The 15,432-nt window shown below is 73.3% G+C and carries 16 protein-coding genes; 8 read left to right on the top strand and 8 right to left on the bottom strand.

From position 1 onward, the window contains the following. Positions 1–156 precede the first annotated feature (156 nt). Positions 157–387 (bottom strand): hypothetical protein, encoded by a 231-nt coding sequence (locus AB0B98_RS07680; protein ID WP_357361449.1) that lies wholly within the window; start codon positions 385–387, stop codon positions 157–159. Positions 388–628: 241 nt separating this feature from the next. On the opposite strand from AB0B98_RS07680, the gene AB0B98_RS07685 reads away from it, so the two are divergent. From AB0B98_RS07685 to AB0B98_RS07695, 3 genes are read left to right on the top strand one after another with little or no spacing between them, the layout of a single operon-like run. Beyond that, entirely contained in the window at positions 629–1,726 is a 1,098-nt protein-coding gene (locus AB0B98_RS07685; protein WP_238672683.1) for a MoxR family ATPase, read from the top strand. Beyond that, positions 1,705–2,706 (top strand): DUF58 domain-containing protein, encoded by a 1,002-nt coding sequence (locus tag AB0B98_RS07690; protein ID WP_112603426.1) that lies wholly within the window; start codon positions 1,705–1,707, stop codon positions 2,704–2,706. The genes AB0B98_RS07685 and AB0B98_RS07690 overlap by 22 nt, the downstream gene beginning before the upstream one ends. Beyond that, entirely contained in the window at positions 2,703–3,653 is a 951-nt protein-coding gene (locus AB0B98_RS07695; protein ID WP_357361450.1) for a VWA domain-containing protein, read from the top strand. Before AB0B98_RS07690 ends, AB0B98_RS07695 begins: the two co-directional genes overlap by 4 nt. An 89-nt stretch (positions 3,654–3,742) precedes the next feature. Here AB0B98_RS07695 and AB0B98_RS07700 read toward each other — a convergent pair whose 3' ends face one another. From AB0B98_RS07700 to AB0B98_RS07720, 5 genes are all read right to left on the bottom strand, one after another. Continuing rightward, positions 3,743–3,952, bottom strand: a complete 210-nt coding sequence (locus AB0B98_RS07700; RefSeq protein WP_357277279.1) for a hypothetical protein — start codon at positions 3,950–3,952, stop codon at positions 3,743–3,745. Positions 3,953–4,020: 68 nt separating this feature from the next. Continuing rightward, on the bottom strand, positions 4,021–5,286 hold the full coding sequence (locus tag AB0B98_RS07705; RefSeq protein WP_357361451.1) for an acyltransferase: 1,266 nt from the start codon (positions 5,284–5,286) through the stop codon (positions 4,021–4,023). After that, on the bottom strand, positions 5,283–6,182 hold the full coding sequence (locus AB0B98_RS07710; RefSeq protein ID WP_238672679.1) for an alpha/beta hydrolase: 900 nt from the start codon (positions 6,180–6,182) through the stop codon (positions 5,283–5,285). Before AB0B98_RS07710 ends, AB0B98_RS07705 begins: the two co-directional genes overlap by 4 nt. A 100-nt stretch (positions 6,183–6,282) precedes the next feature. Next, positions 6,283–6,945 carry a response regulator transcription factor gene (locus AB0B98_RS07715; protein ID WP_091403852.1) on the bottom strand — a complete coding sequence of 221 codons (663 nt, stop codon included), beginning with the start codon at positions 6,943–6,945 and terminating at the stop codon, positions 6,283–6,285. Beyond that, positions 6,942–8,171 carry a histidine kinase gene (locus tag AB0B98_RS07720; RefSeq protein WP_357361452.1) on the bottom strand — a complete coding sequence of 410 codons (1,230 nt, stop codon included), beginning with the start codon at positions 8,169–8,171 and terminating at the stop codon, positions 6,942–6,944. The genes AB0B98_RS07715 and AB0B98_RS07720 overlap by 4 nt, the downstream gene beginning before the upstream one ends. A 155-nt stretch (positions 8,172–8,326) precedes the next feature. Here AB0B98_RS07720 and fabG point away from each other — a divergent pair, with 155 nt between their 5' ends. The 4 genes from fabG (at position 8,327) to AB0B98_RS07740 (ending at position 11,801) form a co-directional block, all read left to right on the top strand. Further along, positions 8,327–9,082, top strand: coding sequence for a 3-oxoacyl-ACP reductase FabG (gene fabG, locus AB0B98_RS07725; protein WP_357361453.1), 756 nt, complete (start codon positions 8,327–8,329; stop codon positions 9,080–9,082). A 27-nt stretch (positions 9,083–9,109) separates the two neighbouring features. After that, positions 9,110–9,877, top strand: a complete 768-nt coding sequence (fabI, locus tag AB0B98_RS07730) for an enoyl-ACP reductase FabI (RefSeq protein ID WP_210786387.1) — start codon at positions 9,110–9,112, stop codon at positions 9,875–9,877. 100 nt (positions 9,878–9,977) lie between these two features. Continuing rightward, entirely contained in the window at positions 9,978–11,006 is a 1,029-nt protein-coding gene (locus AB0B98_RS07735) for a ferrochelatase (protein ID WP_357361454.1), read from the top strand. Between the two features lie 15 nt (positions 11,007–11,021). Further along, positions 11,022–11,801, top strand: a complete 780-nt coding sequence (locus tag AB0B98_RS07740) for an HAD-IIA family hydrolase (protein WP_091403868.1) — start codon at positions 11,022–11,024, stop codon at positions 11,799–11,801. A 245-nt stretch (positions 11,802–12,046) separates the two neighbouring features. Here the strand turns inward: AB0B98_RS07740 and AB0B98_RS07745 are convergent, their stop codons facing one another. Further along, a complete protein-coding gene (locus AB0B98_RS07745) occupies positions 12,047–12,841 on the bottom strand; it encodes a hypothetical protein (RefSeq protein WP_238672671.1) in 795 nt (264 codons plus the stop codon). Positions 12,842–13,253: 412 nt separating this feature from the next. Here AB0B98_RS07745 and AB0B98_RS07750 point away from each other — a divergent pair, with 412 nt between their 5' ends. Then, entirely contained in the window at positions 13,254–14,066 is an 813-nt protein-coding gene (locus tag AB0B98_RS07750; protein ID WP_357361455.1) for a DUF3097 domain-containing protein, read from the top strand. A gap of 33 nt (positions 14,067–14,099) precedes the next feature. Here AB0B98_RS07750 and AB0B98_RS07755 read toward each other — a convergent pair whose 3' ends face one another. Further along, positions 14,100–15,401, bottom strand: a complete 1,302-nt coding sequence (locus tag AB0B98_RS07755) for a serine hydrolase domain-containing protein (RefSeq protein ID WP_357361673.1) — start codon at positions 15,399–15,401, stop codon at positions 14,100–14,102. Positions 15,402–15,432: the final 31 nt, after the last annotated feature.

Here is a 15,432-nt window from a genome sequence, read left to right on the forward strand (position 1 = left end):
GGGCAGGCGTCGAGGCATCCGGCGCTGTGGGCTCCGGGCCGAGCGTGCCGGGTGCCGGGAACGCGCCGGGCGGCGGGTCGACGCCGGGTGGTGCGGTGGCCGGGGTGGGCGGCCAGGACGGGGAGGTGGGGCCGGGGGAAGCCGGAGGGTCGCCGCTCACAGGTCGAGCGTAGGCGATCCGGGCACCGGAGTGACGGCACGCAGGAAGCCTCGAGCGTCGAGGAAGTCACCGAGGCTGCCCCGGTGCTCGGCGCAGGCCAACCAGGTCTTGCGCCGATCGGCGTCGTGCAGACGGGGATTGTTCCACTCCAGCGCCCAGACGGCGGCGGACCGGCAGCCCCGGGCCGAACAGACCAGGGCCTCATCGGCGGGGGAGGGGATGCTCATCCCGGCCAGTCTAGGGCGGCGGGACGGAGAAGTTGAGCGCCGGGCGACCACGGGGGGAGCCGCCCGGCGACGGGGTGAATCGTACACGCGGTGGGCCGGTCCGTGCACACCCTCGATGCGCGATTCGGCCGCTGGGGACGGCGCGGCCAAAATCGGCTTCTCCCCACCTCGACACTCAGCAAGGCGTGCGAGTCTTGATACCGCACGAGCCGCGACGACCGACAAACGCTGTGGAGGACCGGTGGCCCAGCCGACCATGCCCGACGCCCCGACGCCGAACGGAGCGGCACCCGCCCCGGTGACCACACCCGCGCAGGACGCCACCCTGCTGGAGAAGGGCCTGTTCGAGATCAAACGTGTGATCGTCGGGCAGGACCGGATGGTGGAGCGGATGTTCGTCGCGTTGCTCGCCCGCGGTCACTGCCTGCTCGAAGGCGTGCCCGGGGTGGCCAAGACCCTGGCCGTGGAGACCCTCGCCAAGGTCGTCGGTGGGTCCTTCGCCCGGGTCCAGTTCACCCCGGACCTGGTGCCCGCCGACATCATGGGCACCCGGATCTACCGGCAGTCGAGCGAGAAGTTCGACGTCGAGTTGGGCCCGGTCTTCGTCAACTTCCTGCTCGCCGACGAGATCAACCGGGCACCGGCGAAGGTGCAGTCCGCGCTGCTGGAGGTCATGAGTGAGCGGCAGGTGTCCATCGGTGGGGAGAGCCACCGGGTGCCGGACCCGTTCCTGGTGATGGCCACCCAGAACCCGATCGAGCAGGAGGGCGTCTACCCGCTGCCGGAGGCGCAGCGGGACCGGTTCCTCATGAAGATCGTGGTGGGCTACCCGACCGACGCGGAGGAACGGGAGATCGTCTACCGGATGGGCGTGGCCGCGCCCGAGCCGACAGCGGTGTTCGACACCCCGGAGCTGATCGCCCTGCAACGCAAGGCGGACCAGGTGTTCGTCCACAACGCCCTTGTCGACTACGCGGTCCGGTTGGTGCTGGCCACCCGGGCCCCGGCCGAGCACGGCATGCCCGACGTCGCGCAACTGATCCAGTACGGGGCCAGCCCGCGCGCCTCGCTCGGCCTGGTCCGGGCCACCCGCGCCCTGGCGCTGCTGCGCGGGCGTGACTACGCGCTGCCACAGGACGTGCAGGACATCGCGCCGGACATCCTGCGGCACCGGTTGGTGCTCAGCTACGACGCGCTCGCCGACGACGTACCCGCCGACCACATCGTGCAGCGGGTGATGTCGACGATCCCGCTCCCGGCTGTCGCTCCCCGGCAGCAGGCCACCCCGCCGACGATCGCGCCGCCGCCGGGCGCTGGCTGGCCCGGGCAGCGCCCGTGACCTCACCCACCCCTCGTCCGGCACCCCTCGCCGACCGTAGCGAGGCCGTGCTGTCCCGGCTTCAGCTGCTCGTCACCCGCAAGCTCGACGGTCTGCTCCAGGGCGACTACGCCGGCCTGCTGCCCGGACCGGGCAGTGAGGCGGGAGAGTCCCGGGAGTACCGCCCCGGCGACGACGTGCGCCGGATGGACTGGCCGGTCACGGCCCGGACCACCACACCGCACGTGCGGCGTACGGTCGCCGACCGGGAACTGGAGACCTGGCTCGCGCTCGACCTCTCCGCCAGCCTGGACTTCGGGACCGGGCAGTGGCTCAAACGGGAGGTGGTGGTGGCCGCCGCGGCCGCCATCACCCACCTGACAGTGCGCGGGGGTAACCGGATCGGCGCCGTGATCGGCACCGGTGGCGGGGTGTCCGCCCCGGCCCGACGCTGGCGCGGCGGACCACCGCCGGCCGGGCCCGGGGTGCTCACCCGGCTGCCGGCGCGCTCCGGACGCAAGGAGGCGCAGGGCCTGCTGCGTGCCGTCGCCGGCACCGCCATCCAACCCGGCCGTGGTGATCTCGGCGCCCTGATCGAGATGCTCAACCGTCCGCCGCGCCGTCGTGGTGTGGCAGTGGTGGTCTCGGACTTCCTCGCGCCGGCCGAGCAGTGGGCGCGGCCGATGCGCAAGCTGCGCGTCCGCCACGACGTGCTGGCGATCGAGGTGGTCGACCCGCGTGAGCTGGAACTGCCCGACGTGGGCGTGTTGCCGGTGGTCGACCCGGAGAGCGGCGAGCTGCACGAGGTGCAGACCGCCGACCCGCGGTTGCGGCAGCGCTACGCCGAGGCGGCCACCGCCCAACGGGCCACGATCGCCGCCGCCCTGCGCGGCGCCGGCGCGGCCCACCTGCGTCTGCGTACCGACCGAGACTGGCTGCTGGACATGGTGCGATTCGTGGCCGCGCAGCGGCACGCGCGTACCCGGGGGACGACACGATGATCCGTTTTCTGCAACCGTGGTGGCTGCTGGCTGTGCTGCCGGTCTTCGCCCTCGCCGCGTTCTACGTCTGGCGGCAGTTGCACCGCCGGGCGTACGCGATGCGGTTCACCAATGTGGACCTGCTGCGTACTGTCGCGCCGAAGGGCCTGGGCTGGCGTCGGCACGTCCCGGCGACCGCGTTCCTGCTCTGCCTGCTGGTGCTGGCCACCGCGCTGGCCCGTCCCGCTGTGGACACCAAGGAGCCGCTGGAGCGGGCCACCGTGATGCTCGCCATCGACGTGTCGTTGTCGATGCAGGCCGACGACGTGGCGCCGAACCGGCTGGAGGCGGCCCAGGAGGCGGCCAAGCAGTTCGTCAGTGAGCTGCCGGAGAGCTACAACCTGGGCCTCGTGTCGTTCGCCAAGGCGGCCAACGTGCTGGTGCCGCCGGGCAAGGACCGGGACGCGGTGACCAGCGCCATCGACGGGCTGGTGCTGGCCGAGGCGACAGCCACTGGCGAGGCGGTGTTCACCTGCCTGGAGGCGATCCGGTCGGTGCCGACCGACGGCGCGGAGGGCATCCCGCCGGCACGGATCGTGCTGCTCTCCGACGGCTTCCGGACCTCCGGTCGGGCGGTGGAGGAGGCGGCGGCGGCCGCGCAGGCCGCGAACGTTCCGGTCTCCACCATCGCCTTCGGCACCGACACCGGCCAGGTCGACATCGGCGGGCAGTTGCAGCGGGTGCCGGTGGACCGGATGGCCCTCGCCGAGCTGGCCGAGACCACCGAGGGTTACTTCTACGAGGCAGCCTCGGTGAGCGAGCTGAAGCAGGTCTATCAGGACATGGGCAGCTCGATCGGGTTCCGCACCGAGCCGCGTGAGGTGACCCAGTGGTACGCCGGGCTGGCGTTGCTGCTGGCGCTCTGCGCGGGCGCGTTCAGTCTGCTCTGGTCGTCCCGGATGTTGTAGCCGGTGCGCCGGCGGCGGTCAGGGACCGCCGCCGGCACCAGCACGGGCGGCGCCGGCCAGCGGTCAGCGACACTGCCGATCCGGAGCGGTCAGTGACCGCCACCGGCGAGCACGAAGACGATGGCCACCCAGACGGCGGCGAGGGTGAAGCCCAGCGGGGCGACGTAACGGCTCATGACGGCTCCGGGTGGCGGCTGGACGGTCCGCGTGCGGGGGCGGACCGCAGGGGGTGGGGACGCGCACACGAAGTCGTGACCGGGCGGCTCCCGGCGACCGCCCGGGACCGGGCGGCGCGGCACACTCACCTCGGCGGTTGCCGACGTGGTGGGGAGCGGAGCGGGGTCAGTTCACCAGACTGAGTCGTGGCTCAGCGGGACTGACCATCGGCCCGGCCACGACTGGGAGGATCGCTATCTCGCACAGCGATCACCTCCTGCAAGTCGGGCGGGCCGGAACGTCGATGATCGTACACCTGAGGTACCGACGGAACGCACTCGGCCGACCGGCCGGCGGCCCCTCCACCGCCCGGTTGGCGACGCCGCTCGCCACCAGCGCGTACGCCTCGGTGGCGCGATCTCGGCCGCCCCACCCGCACCACAGTGACCAGCACCACGGTGAGCAACGGCAGCCAGCAGCAGCGCGCCAGCACCCATCCCGGGCCGTCCGGGGCGGTGTGCAGACCGGGCATCGCCAGCCCGCCGCGCGCGGTGAGCGCGGTCACCGCCACCAGTACCGGCTGGTGCCACAGGTAGATCCGGACCGCGGACCGGTTCACAGCGGTCACCGCCCGGCCCGGCAGCGGCCGGGTCAGCAGCCGGTGCAGGGCCGGCCGGGCCAACAGCCCCAGCCCGACCTGGGTCACCGCCAGCGCCACGACCAGCAGCGACGGCGGGTTCAGGTTGGACACCCCGGCCCCGGGCACGCCGACAGCGCTCACCGGGTAGCCCAGCGCCAGCAGCGCCGCCAGCGCGACCGCCCCACCGGCCGCCAACGTGCCGCCCGCCCGCCGGCCGTCCAGCCGCCCGTCGGCGTGCGCCACACCCAGCAGGTACGGCACCGACCAGGCCGCCAGCACGGTGACCGGGGGCAGGTCGGTGCCGGCCGGCAGCAGCCGGACGGCCAGGTCGGCAGCAGCCACCACGGCCACCGCCGGGGCCCCGCACCGAGCCACCCCCCACCGGCGTACGGCGACGCGCAGCGGGCCGGTCACCGCGACCAGGATCACCAGCGGTAGCAGGAACCACAGCGGGCTGACCGCCAGCCGCAGCGCGACGGAGAGCGTGTCGTCCGAGGTGCCGACGACGGTGGCGGCGAGCAGCACCGCGGCACCCACACCGAGCAGCGCCACGGTGGGCAGCAGCAGCCGGCGCAGCCGCCCCGCCAGCCAACCACCCGCGCCGCCCGGGTGGCGGGCAAGCGACCGGGTCGAGCCGAACCCGGCGGTGAAGAAGAACAGCCCGAGCGTCTGCAACACCCAGGTCGCCGGGGCCAGGTCGGGCAGGGCGGTCAGCGGACTGGCCTGGTGCAGCCCGCCGTCGCCGCCAAGCACCAGACCGGTGACCAGCCAGTGCCCGAGCACCACCCCGCCGATGGCGTACGCCCGCAGCGCGTCGACGGCACGGTCCCGGCTCACCGGGCGTCCCCGATCCGGTCGACGTCGCCCAGCACTACCGCCGCCACCGCGCCCAGCGCGGCGCTGCCCGACGCGAGGTAGCCGTCGTGCCCCGCCACCCCACCCACCGGCAGGGGTCGGGCACCGAATGCCGGGTCGCCGGGTCGCCGGCCGAAACCCAGGCCGGGCAGGCGCACCGGCGGTACCCGTCGGATCCAGTCGGTCGGCGCCTCGGCCGCCCAGAATCGCCGCCCGCCGGGCAGGTCGTCGGCGCGCTGCACCCCAGCGCCGACACCGCCGAGGCTGACCACGTCGGTGACCTGGGCCGGGGCGTCCGCCGCCGCCAGCGCCACCACCAGCGCCCCGTAGCTGTGCCCGACCAGCGTGATCGTCGCCGCCGGACGCCGCCCGGCCAGTTCCCGCAGCAGTGCTGCCAACCCGGCCGCGCCGCGCCGCGCGCTGACGCCACCGGCGGCGGTCAACACCCCGTCGGGCGGGTCGTAGCCGAGCCAGGCCAGCACCGCTACCCGCGCCGTCGGGTCGGTCGCCCGCAGCTCCCGGTAGAGCTGCCCGGCCTGCACCGCCGGCGCCCGCCGGGCCACCCCGCCCAACCCGGTGTCGAAGTCGGCGAGGGTGCTGCCGACCCCCGGCACCAGCACCGCGATCCGGTCCGCGTCGGCGAGGTCGCCGAACACCTCGACCGCGCGACCGTCACCGCGCTCGTCGAACAGCAGGAACCGGCGTCCGTCGGCAGCCCAGTCCGCGTACGGAGGGCCGGCCGCGCGCATCGCCGCCGCCGTCACCGGGTACGCCTCGACGAACCCCACCGCCGTGGCCGGCTCGGGTCGGGTCGGCAGGACCAGGTTCACACCGAGCAGCGCGGCCATCGCCACCCCGCTGGCACCTCGTCGTCGCATCACGTTCTCCCTCCGGAATGTCGTCCGAAGGGGAGAGTGCGCCCAGGGGCGGGGCCCGGTCGTCGTCCCGCAGAGCCGTTCCCGGGCTGGCTCCACAGGGCTACTCGCCGGCGGCCACCAGACCCGTCTCGTACGCCAGCACCACGGCCTGGGCCCGGTCGCGCAGCCCCAGCTTGGCCAGGATCCGCCCGACGTGCGTCTTCACCGTCTGCTCGGCCACCACCAGGTCACCCGCGATCTCCGCGTTGTTGCGGCCCCGGGCGATCAACCGCAGCACCTCGGTCTCGCGGGGCGTGAGCCCGGCCAGGTCGGTGGGGCGGGGGCGGCGGCGGTCCGGGCGGGCCGCGAACTCGGCGATCAACCGGCGGGTCACCCCCGGGGCGAGCAGCGCGTCGCCGGCCGCCACCACCCGCACCGCCTGCACCAGGTCGGCCGCCGGGGCGTCCTTGAGCAGGAACCCGCTGGCCCCGGCGCGCAGCGCCTCGTACACGTAGTCGTCAAGGTCGAAGGTGGTGAGGATGAGCACCCGCGGTCGCTGCGTCGACCGGTCACCGAGCAGCTTGCGGGTGGCCTCCAGCCCGTCCATGACCGGCATCCGCACGTCCATCAGCACCACGTCCGGGTCGAGGTGGCGGGCGGCGGCCACCGCCTGCGCGCCGTCGGCGGCGTCCCCCACGACCAGCAGGTCCGGTTGGGCGGCGAGCAGCGCGCCGAAACCCTGCCGGACCATCGCCTGGTCGTCGGCGATCAGCACCCGGATCATCGGTCCCCGCCCTCCACGTCGTACGGCAACTCGGCCGCCACCGCGTAACCACCGTCGGGCAGCGGCCCGGCGGTGAACGTACCGCCCAGCGAGGTGGCCCGCTCCCGCATGCCGGTCAGCCCGTGCCCGGAGCCGCCGTCGGCTGTCGGTCGAACGTCGGCCGGGGAGTTTTCGACGCGTACCCCCAGACCGGACCGGCCGACGCGGACGGTGACGCGCACCGCGGCGCCGGCCGCGTGGCGGGCCGCGTTGGCCAGGCCCTCCTGGACGATGCGGTACGCGGCCAACCCGACCGGGGCGGGCACCCGGTCGTCGTCCACCGGCGGGGCGTCCAGGGTCACCGGCAGCCCGGCCCGGCGTGCCGCGTCCACCATCGCGCCCAGGTCGGTGAGGTCCGGCTGCGGTGCGGTCTGCGGTCCGGTCGTCTCGCTGCGCAGCACCCCCAACAGCCGCCGCATGTCGGTCAGCGCGTCGCGGGCCGACGCGGCGATGGCGACGAACTCCGCGGCTGCCGGGGCCGGCACGTCCGTCAGCCGGTACGGGGCGGTCTCCGCCTGCACCGCGATCAACGACATATGGTGGGCCACCACGTCGTGCAGTTCCCGGGCGATCCGGGTGCGTTCCTCCAGCACCGCGCGGCGCTCCTGCTCCCGTTCGCTCAGCTCGGCCTGCGCCGCCAGCGCGTGCCGGGACAGTCGGTTGCGGCGGATCAGGTCGCCCACGATCGCCAGCGCGCCGAGCAGCAGCAGGACGGGGACCCGGTTGTCGGGATGGACCAGGGTGAGCACCGGCACCGTGCTGATCGCCACCACCCAGGCCAGCACCGGCCGGTCGACCCGTGCGAAGACCACCGCCGCCACAGCGATCGACCCGAGCGCCAGCGGTGGGGTCCACGGCCAGGCCTGGTCGGCCGGGGCGTTGAAGGTGCAGACCAGCAGGGCCAGCACCGTCAGCCGCCAGGCCAGCAGCGGACGCCGGGGCAGCGCCAGCAGCGGCGCCACCGTCATCGCCGCGAACAGGAGCGCGATCGGCGGCGGCAGACCCCAGTCGCTCTCCACGGTCAACGTGATCAGGAAGAGGCCGAGCGCGGCGAGCAGACCGACCGGCGCTGCGTAGCGGGCCGGTCCGGGCCAACGGGCCAGCAGCGGCCGTTCGGGCCGGGCGTCCGGGCCGAGCACTGTCTGTCGCAGAGCCCGCAGGGCCACCACGATCGGATGCCGGTTCACCACCCGGAGGCTACGGGCCGACCCCGCCACGAGGCGTGCCACCAGGGGTTGATCCCCGTGTCGTACCCCAGTGTGACGCGACTCCCGTTAGCGCTTACCTGCCGGTAACGCCTAGGCTCCGACGCGTCCGTGCTGACCATTCGCAAGGGGGAACAGTGGCCCGTACCGTGCTGGTGACCGGGGGCAACCGGGGAATCGGCCTGGCCATCGCGCAGGCCTTCGCCAAGCAGGGCGACCGGGTGGCGGTCACCCACCGGGGTGGGGGAGTGCCCGGCGCCGGTGCAGCCGAGCCGGGGTTGGGCGCAGGTGGAGCCGGCCATCAGGGCAGCCTGTTCGGCGTCCGCGCCGACGTCACCGACGCCGCCTCGATCGACGCCGCGTTCGCCGCCGTCGAGGCCGAGCTGGGGCCGGTCGAGGTGCTGGTCGCCAACGCCGGCATGACCGCCGACACGCTGTTGCTGCGGATGACCGAGGAGCAGTTCACCGACGTGGTGGACACCAACCTCACCGGCGCGTTCCGGGTCGCGAAGCGGGCCTCCGGCAAGATGCTCCGCGCCAAGTGGGGCCGCATGATCTTCATCTCCTCGGTGGTCGGCCTCGCCGGCGGCGCCGGGCAGGTCAACTACGCCGCCAGCAAGGCCGGCCTCGTCGGCGTCGCCCGCTCGATCACCCGGGAGCTGGGCAGCCGCAACATCACCGCGAACGTGGTGGCACCCGGCTTCATCGACACCGACATGACCGCCGGCCTCTCCGGCGACCGTAAGGCGGAGATCCTCAAGTCCATCCCGGCCGGCCGGATGGCCAGCCCGGACGAGGTCGCCGCCGTGGTCACCTGGCTGGCCTCCGACAGCGCCGGGTACGTCTCCGGCGCCGTCATCCCGGTCGACGGCGGCCTCGGCATGGGCCACTAACCCTTTTGACTACGGAGGAAATCAGCGATGTCCGGACTGCTCGCCGGTAAGCGACTGCTCGTCACCGGTGTCATCACCGACGCCTCGATCGCCTTCTCGGTGGCGAAGCTCGCTCAGGAGAACGGCGCGCAGGTCGTGCTCACCGGCTACGGCCGGCTCTCCCTGGTCGAGCGGATCGCCAAGCGGCTGCCCGAGCCGGCGCCGGTCATCGAGGTGGACGTCACCAACACCGAACACCTGGCCGGCCTCGCCGACCGGGTCCGCGAACACGTCGACGGCCTCGACGGTGTCGTGCACTCGATCGGCTTCGCCCCACAGAGCTGCCTGGGCGGCGGTTTCCTCGACGCGCCCTGGGAGGACGTGGCGACCGCCCTGCACGTGTCCACCTTCTCGTACAAGTCCCTGGCCATGGCGGCGCTGCCGCTGATGTCGCCCGGCGGCGCGGTCGTCGGCCTGACCTTCGACGCGACGAAGGCGTGGCCGGTCTACGACTGGATGGGCGTGGCCAAGGCCGGCCTGGAGTCCGCGTCCCGCTACCTGGCGCTGCACCTGGGCAAGCAGGGCATCCGCAGCAACCTGGTCGCCGCCGGGCCGCTGCGCACCATCGCCGCGAAGTCGATCCCTGGCTTCGACCAGTTCGAGGAAGCCTGGGCCGAGCGCGCCCCGCTGGGCTGGAGCCTCACCGACCAGGAGCCCGCCGCGCGGGCCTGCCTGGCGCTGCTCTCCGACTGGTTCCCGGCCACCACCGGCGAGATCGTCCACGTCGACGGCGGCTACCACGCCATCGGTTCCTGACGCCGCACCGTGACGCCCCCTGGTCACCGTCCGCGTGATCTACGCGTCCGGACCAGGGGGCGTCGCCGGGACGTCCCGGCCGAGGGGCGAGAATGACCCCATGTCGTACGACGCGGTGGTGCTGGTGTCCTTCGGCGGGCCCGAACGGCCCGAGGACGTGATGCCGTTTCTCCAGAACGTGACCCGGGGTCGGGGTGTGCCTCCCGAACGACTGGTCGAGGTCGCCGAGCACTACCAGCACTTCGGTGGGGTGTCCCCGATCAACCAGCAGTGCCGGGACCTGCTGTCCGCCGTCCGCGCCGACTTCGCCGCGCACGGTCTCGACCTGCCCATCTACTGGGGCAACCGCAACTGGGACCCGATGCTCGCCGACACCGTGACCCAGATGCGCGACGACGGGGTCACCCGGGCGTTGGCCTTCGTCACCAGCGCCTACGGCGGCTACTCGTCCTGCCGGCAGTACCAGGAGGACATCGCCGCCGCCCGTGCCGCCGTCGGCCCGGACGCCCCGGTGATCGAGAAGCTGCGTCAGTTCTGGGACCACCCCGGCTTCGTCGAGCCGCACGTCGACGCGGTCCGGGCGGCACTGGGCCAGCTCGACCCGGCGAAGCGGGACACCACCCGGCTGGTCTTCACCGCCCACTCCATCCCCAACTCGATGGCTGCCAACGCCGGCCCGCACGGCGGCCGGTACGAGGCGCAGCTGCACGAGACCGCCCGGCTCGTCGCCGCTGCCGCCGCACCCGACCTGGGGTACGACCTGGTCTGGCAGAGCCGCTCCGGCCCGCCGCAGGTGCCGTGGCTGGAACCGGACATCAACGACCACCTGGCCGCCCTCGCGCACCGCGGCACCACCGGCGTGGTGGTCAGCCCGATCGGGTTCGTCTCCGATCACCTGGAGGTCGTGTGGGACCTGGACACCGAAGCGCTGGAGACGGCCAAGCAGCTCGGCCTGGACTTCGTCCGGGCCGGTACGCCGGGCACCGACCCGCGTTTCGTGACCATGGTGCGTGAGCTGGTCACCGAGCGGACCGACCCGGACGGCGCGCAGCTGCGCCGCCGCCTGGGCGAGCTGCCCATGTGGGACACCTGCCCCACCGTCTGTTGCGTGTCGACCCGTCGCCCCTGACCTCTGAGGATCATCATGCATGACCGTAAGCCCGTGCAGAGTTGGCTGACCGACATGGACGGCGTGCTGGTGCACGAGGGCCAGCCGGTGCCCGGCGCGCCGGAGTTCATCAACCGGATGCGCGCCTCCGGCAAGCCGTTCCTGGTGCTGACCAACAACTCGATCTACACCCCGCGGGACCTGACGGCCCGGCTCAGCCGGATGGGGCTGGACGTGCCGGAGGAGTCGATCTGGTCCTCAGCCCTGGCCACCGGCCAGTTCCTCGCCGACCAGCGGCCGGGTGGCACCGCGTACGTCATCGGTGAGGCCGGGCTGACCACGGCGCTGCACGCCGTCGGCTACGTGCTGACCGACTTCGCCCCCGACTACGTGGTGCTCGGCGAGACCCGCACCTACAGCTTCGAGGCGATCACCAAGGCCGTCCGCCTGATCAACGACGGCGCCCGGTTCATCTGCACCAACCCCGACGTGACCGGCCCGTCAGTGGAAGGCGCGCTACCCGCCGCCGGCTCGGTCGCCGCCATGATCTCCAAGGCGACCGGGGTCGAGCCGTACTTCGTGGGCAAGCCCAACCCGATGATGATGCGCTCGGCGCTGAACACCATCAACGCGCACTCGGAGAGCACCGCGATGATCGGTGACCGGATGGACACCGACATCCTGTGCGGCCTGGAGGCTGGGCTGGAGACCATCCTGGTGCTCACCGGGATCAGCAGCCGCACCGAGGCGGAGCGCTACCCGTACCGCCCGTCGCGGATCATCAACTCGGTCGCGGACCTGCTCGACGAGATCTGACCAGCCCCGGTCCTCCTCGCCCGCGCGGTGCGCTAGCGCTGATGATCGTGCTTGAACCAGGATTTAGTGGTGACCCTGCGGCGGGAGGCCACTACATCCTGGATCGAGCACGATCATGGGTGTGGTGGGGCGGGCGCGCGTCGCGGTTGGTCGTCGCGGTCCGGGCGGCGGTGTTGCGGTGCTCGTGACGGCGTTGCTCGTGGCGGCGTTGCTCGTGACGGCGGCGCTCGTGACGGCGGTGCTGGTCAGGGGCGCAGGGGGGCGTTGCAGGCGGCCACCAGCGCCTGCCGGCAGGCAGCGGTCAGGGGGCGAAGTGCCGCGTCCCGTTGCTGCGCCTCGTAGTTGTTGATCGCACCGCCCGGGGCGGCGTGCCCGGCCAACGCCAGCACCCGGTCGAGCACCGCGGCCCTGGCGAAGAGCCGGCGGGCCCGCGGGTCGAAGCCCGGTGGGAGGTCGGTGGTGCCGTCCGGGCGGCGGAGCGCAGCCAGCGCACCGGCCAGCTCGGGCCGCCACTGGGCGACGTCGAGGCGGGTCAGGACGGCGGTCGTCTCGGCCAGCGCGGCGGCCAACTCGGCCTCCGCCTCGGCGGCGCCAGGCAACGAGAGCGACGCGGCGTGGGCGTTGGCCGGCAGCGGGTAGACCCGCCAGAGCACCGTCTCGAAGCAGTCTCCGGAGCCGGAGGTGTGCAGCCGCACCTGGGGGATCAGCCCGAGCCCACCGGCGACCACCGCCTCGCCCGTGACCAGCGCCGCACCTGCGAAGTCGCCGGGGCCGGGCAGACCCCTCGGGTCGCCCGGCGCGGGCAGCACCAGGCGGATCTCGTCCGGGGAGAGCTTGGCCAGGGTGGGCAGCGCGGCACCCAGCGGGACGTCGGTCCAGGTGCCCGGGGCGTCCGCAACGAGGTGTTCCTCGTCGCCGGCGATGGCGTCGGCGACCTCGTCATAGGGCACCAACCCGGCGCGCCACGCGCGCACCCAGGCAACGAACCGGCTGGACCGGCGCGGCGCGAGAGTGGCCGCGCCCGTTGCGGGGGTGGACATGCCGAAAGGGTACGTGGTCGCGACCGGCCCTGTCTCGGCTGCCGCTCCGGTCGCCCGGCCTGCCCCCAACTGCCCTGTTCGCCCCACCGTGCGTGACCAGCGCCCACCCGCCGCCACCGCCGCCCACCCACCCCGTCACCCACCCGCCGCCCCACCCCGCCACCCACCCCGCCGCCCACCCGCCACCCTCCCGCCGCTCTCCCGCCGCCCACCCGCCACCCTCCCCGCCACCCCTCCCGCCGCTCAGGTCGATCATGGAGTTGTGGTGGGGGACAACTCCCGATTGCGAGTGTTTTGTGAGGCACCACAAGTCCATGATCGGCGGAGGGGATGGGGCGGCGGGGGCGGCTGTGGGCGTGGCGCGGTGTGTCGGGGAGCGAGGTGGGCGCGGACTGGGTTTAGCGTGATCGACATGGCGGGGCGATACGGCGAGGACGTGTTGGCGGGCGACTGGCGACGGCGCAAGGTCACCCCCGAGGTGGACGCCGAACCGGATCTCGTGGTCGAGGATGCCGACTCCGGGTTCTGCGGAGCGGTGGTGGGCTTCGAGGCCGGAGCTGTGGTGTTGGAGGACCGGCACGGTAGGCGGCGCAACTTCCCGCTGCTGCCGGCGGCGTTCCTGCTCGACGGCCGTCCGGTGACGCTGCGCCGCCCGACCCGCGCCGCGGTGCCGGCGGCCCGTCGGCGGACCGCGTCCGGCTCGGTCGCCGTGGACAACGTCCGGGCCCAGGTGGCGAAGGCCAGCCGAATCTGGGTGGAGGGCATCCACGACGCCGCGCTGGTCGAGCGGATCTGGGGCGACGACCTACGGATCGAGGGCGTGGTGGTCGAGCCGTTGGACGGCATCGACGCACTCGACGCCGAGGTACGCGACTTCGGCCCCGGCCCGACCCGACGACTCGGCGTGCTCGTCGACCACCTGGTGCCGGGCAGCAAGGAGAGCCGGATCGTCGCCCGGGTGAACTCGCCGCACGTGCTGGTGACGGGGCATCCCTACGTGGACGTGTGGCAGGCGGTCAAGCCGGCCGCGTTGGGCATCGCGGCCTGGCCTGTGGTGCCGCCGGGGCGGCCGTGGAAGGAAGGTGTCTGCGCGGCCCTCGGGGTGGCCGAGCCGGCCGACATGTGGCGGCACATCCTGTCCCGGGTGAATAGCTTCGCCGACGTGGAGACCCCTCTGATCAACGCCATGGAACGCCTCATCGACTTCGTCACCGAGCCGGCCTGACCGCCTGGTCCGCCGAATCCGCCCAGCGGCGGTTCAGGGAACCTCGTCCGGGCTGCGGGTGAAGACGAACGTGGCGATGTCGACAGCCCGCGCCATTCCGTTGTCGTCGCGCAGCACCGACAGGATCTCGCCGTTCTCCGGGCCGGAACGTCCCCGCCAGCGGTCCGTCCCCTCGGCGGTGAACCGGCTCACCCGCTCACCGCGTACGTGGGCCAGCAGGTCACCAGCGTCCCAGCTCAGGTCCAGCGAAGTGCCCATCCACCACCAGCGGCCGGTCAGCTCGGCCAACTCGGCAGCCGGCGCGGCGGTGGCCGGTCGCCACGGCTGCGTGAACGCCGGTTCGGCGTCCAGCACCGTGGTCAGCAGCTGGCGGCCGAGCCCGGTGATCGGGAAGCCGTACGAGTTGGCGAAGCCGACCACCGCGGTGCGGCTGGCCCGGTGCACCACGAGGGCGGCCACGTACCCGGGCATCGAGCCGCCGTGCCCGACATACACACGCTCGCCGTCACGGTAGAGCTCCAGCCCCAGGCCGTGCCCGCCGGTCCAGGAGTCGAGATCGCTGATCACCACGGGGGCACACATCTCGGTCAGCGTCTCGCCGGCCAGCACCGACGGGTCGGGGTCGGCCAGGAACGCGGCCCAGCGCCCCAGGTCCTCGATCGTCGACCAGAGCTGCCCGGCGGGGGCCATGGCGCCGGTGTCGGTGCGGGGTTCCTCGCGCAACGTGCCGTGCCAGGGGTGGACGACGTAGCCGCGGGCGTACGGCTCGGTGGCCGCGTAGGTGGTGCGGCGCAGGCCCAGCGGGGTGAGGATCCGTTCGTCGAGCAGGTCGGCCCACGGTTTCCCGGTGAGCCGTTCGAGCAACCCGCCGAGTAGCCCGTACGCCAGGTTGGAGTAGTGGTACGCGCGGTGTGGCGGATAAGCGATCTTGTCGGCGTCGACCCCGGCGAGCAGTGTGGTGAGGTCGACGCCCGCCGCCCGCTCCCACCAGTCGCCCTCGGGTTCGCGTTGGATGCCGCTGGCGTGGCCGAGCAGTTGGCGCACTGTGAGCGCGCCTACACCGGTGTCCGGCAGGTGCTGCTCCAGCCGGTCGTCCAGGGCCAGTCGGCCGGCGTCGCGCAACTGCATGATCAGGGTGGCGGTCATCGTCTTGCTGATCGAGCCCACCCGGTACTGCAGGTCGACATCCGGGCAGGGGTGAACGCCTGCGACGGCCACATGCGCCAGCGTTCCGTCGCGGACCACGCCCAGCACCAGCGACGGGGTGTGACCGTCGGCCTGTGCCTGGGCGACCCGGGTGTCGATCTGTCGGGCGGTCTCGGGGAGCAGGGTCAACGGGATCTCCTCGGGTCGGGCCGCCGGTTCG

Origin of the sequence: Micromonospora sp. NPDC048947 (assembly GCF_040649495.1) — a bacterium.
GTDB lineage: Bacteria > Actinomycetota > Actinomycetes > Mycobacteriales > Micromonosporaceae > Micromonospora > Micromonospora alfalfae.

Bases quoted from the DNA above. Each gene is read 5' to 3' on its own strand.
- fabI (WP_210786387.1), top strand. From the start codon at position 9,110: ATGTCCGGACTGCTCGCCGGTAAGCGACTGCTCGTCACCGGTGTCATC.
- AB0B98_RS07740 (WP_091403868.1), top strand. From the start codon at position 11,022: ATGCATGACCGTAAGCCCGTGCAGAGTTGGCTGACCGACATGGACGGC.
- AB0B98_RS07715 (WP_091403852.1), bottom strand. From the start codon at position 6,945: ATGATCCGGGTGCTGATCGCCGACGACCAGGCGATGGTCCGGCAGGGT.
- AB0B98_RS07680 (WP_357361449.1), bottom strand. From the start codon at position 387: ATGAGCATCCCCTCCCCCGCCGATGAGGCCCTGGTCTGTTCGGCCCGG.
- AB0B98_RS07745 (WP_238672671.1), bottom strand. From the start codon at position 12,841: ATGTCCACCCCCGCAACGGGCGCGGCCACTCTCGCGCCGCGCCGGTCC.
- AB0B98_RS07750 (WP_357361455.1), top strand. From the start codon at position 13,254: ATGGCGGGGCGATACGGCGAGGACGTGTTGGCGGGCGACTGGCGACGG.
- AB0B98_RS07710 (WP_238672679.1), bottom strand. From the start codon at position 6,182: ATGCGACGACGAGGTGCCAGCGGGGTGGCGATGGCCGCGCTGCTCGGT.
- AB0B98_RS07735 (WP_357361454.1), top strand. From the start codon at position 9,978: ATGTCGTACGACGCGGTGGTGCTGGTGTCCTTCGGCGGGCCCGAACGG.
- AB0B98_RS07695 (WP_357361450.1), top strand. From the start codon at position 2,703: ATGATCCGTTTTCTGCAACCGTGGTGGCTGCTGGCTGTGCTGCCGGTC.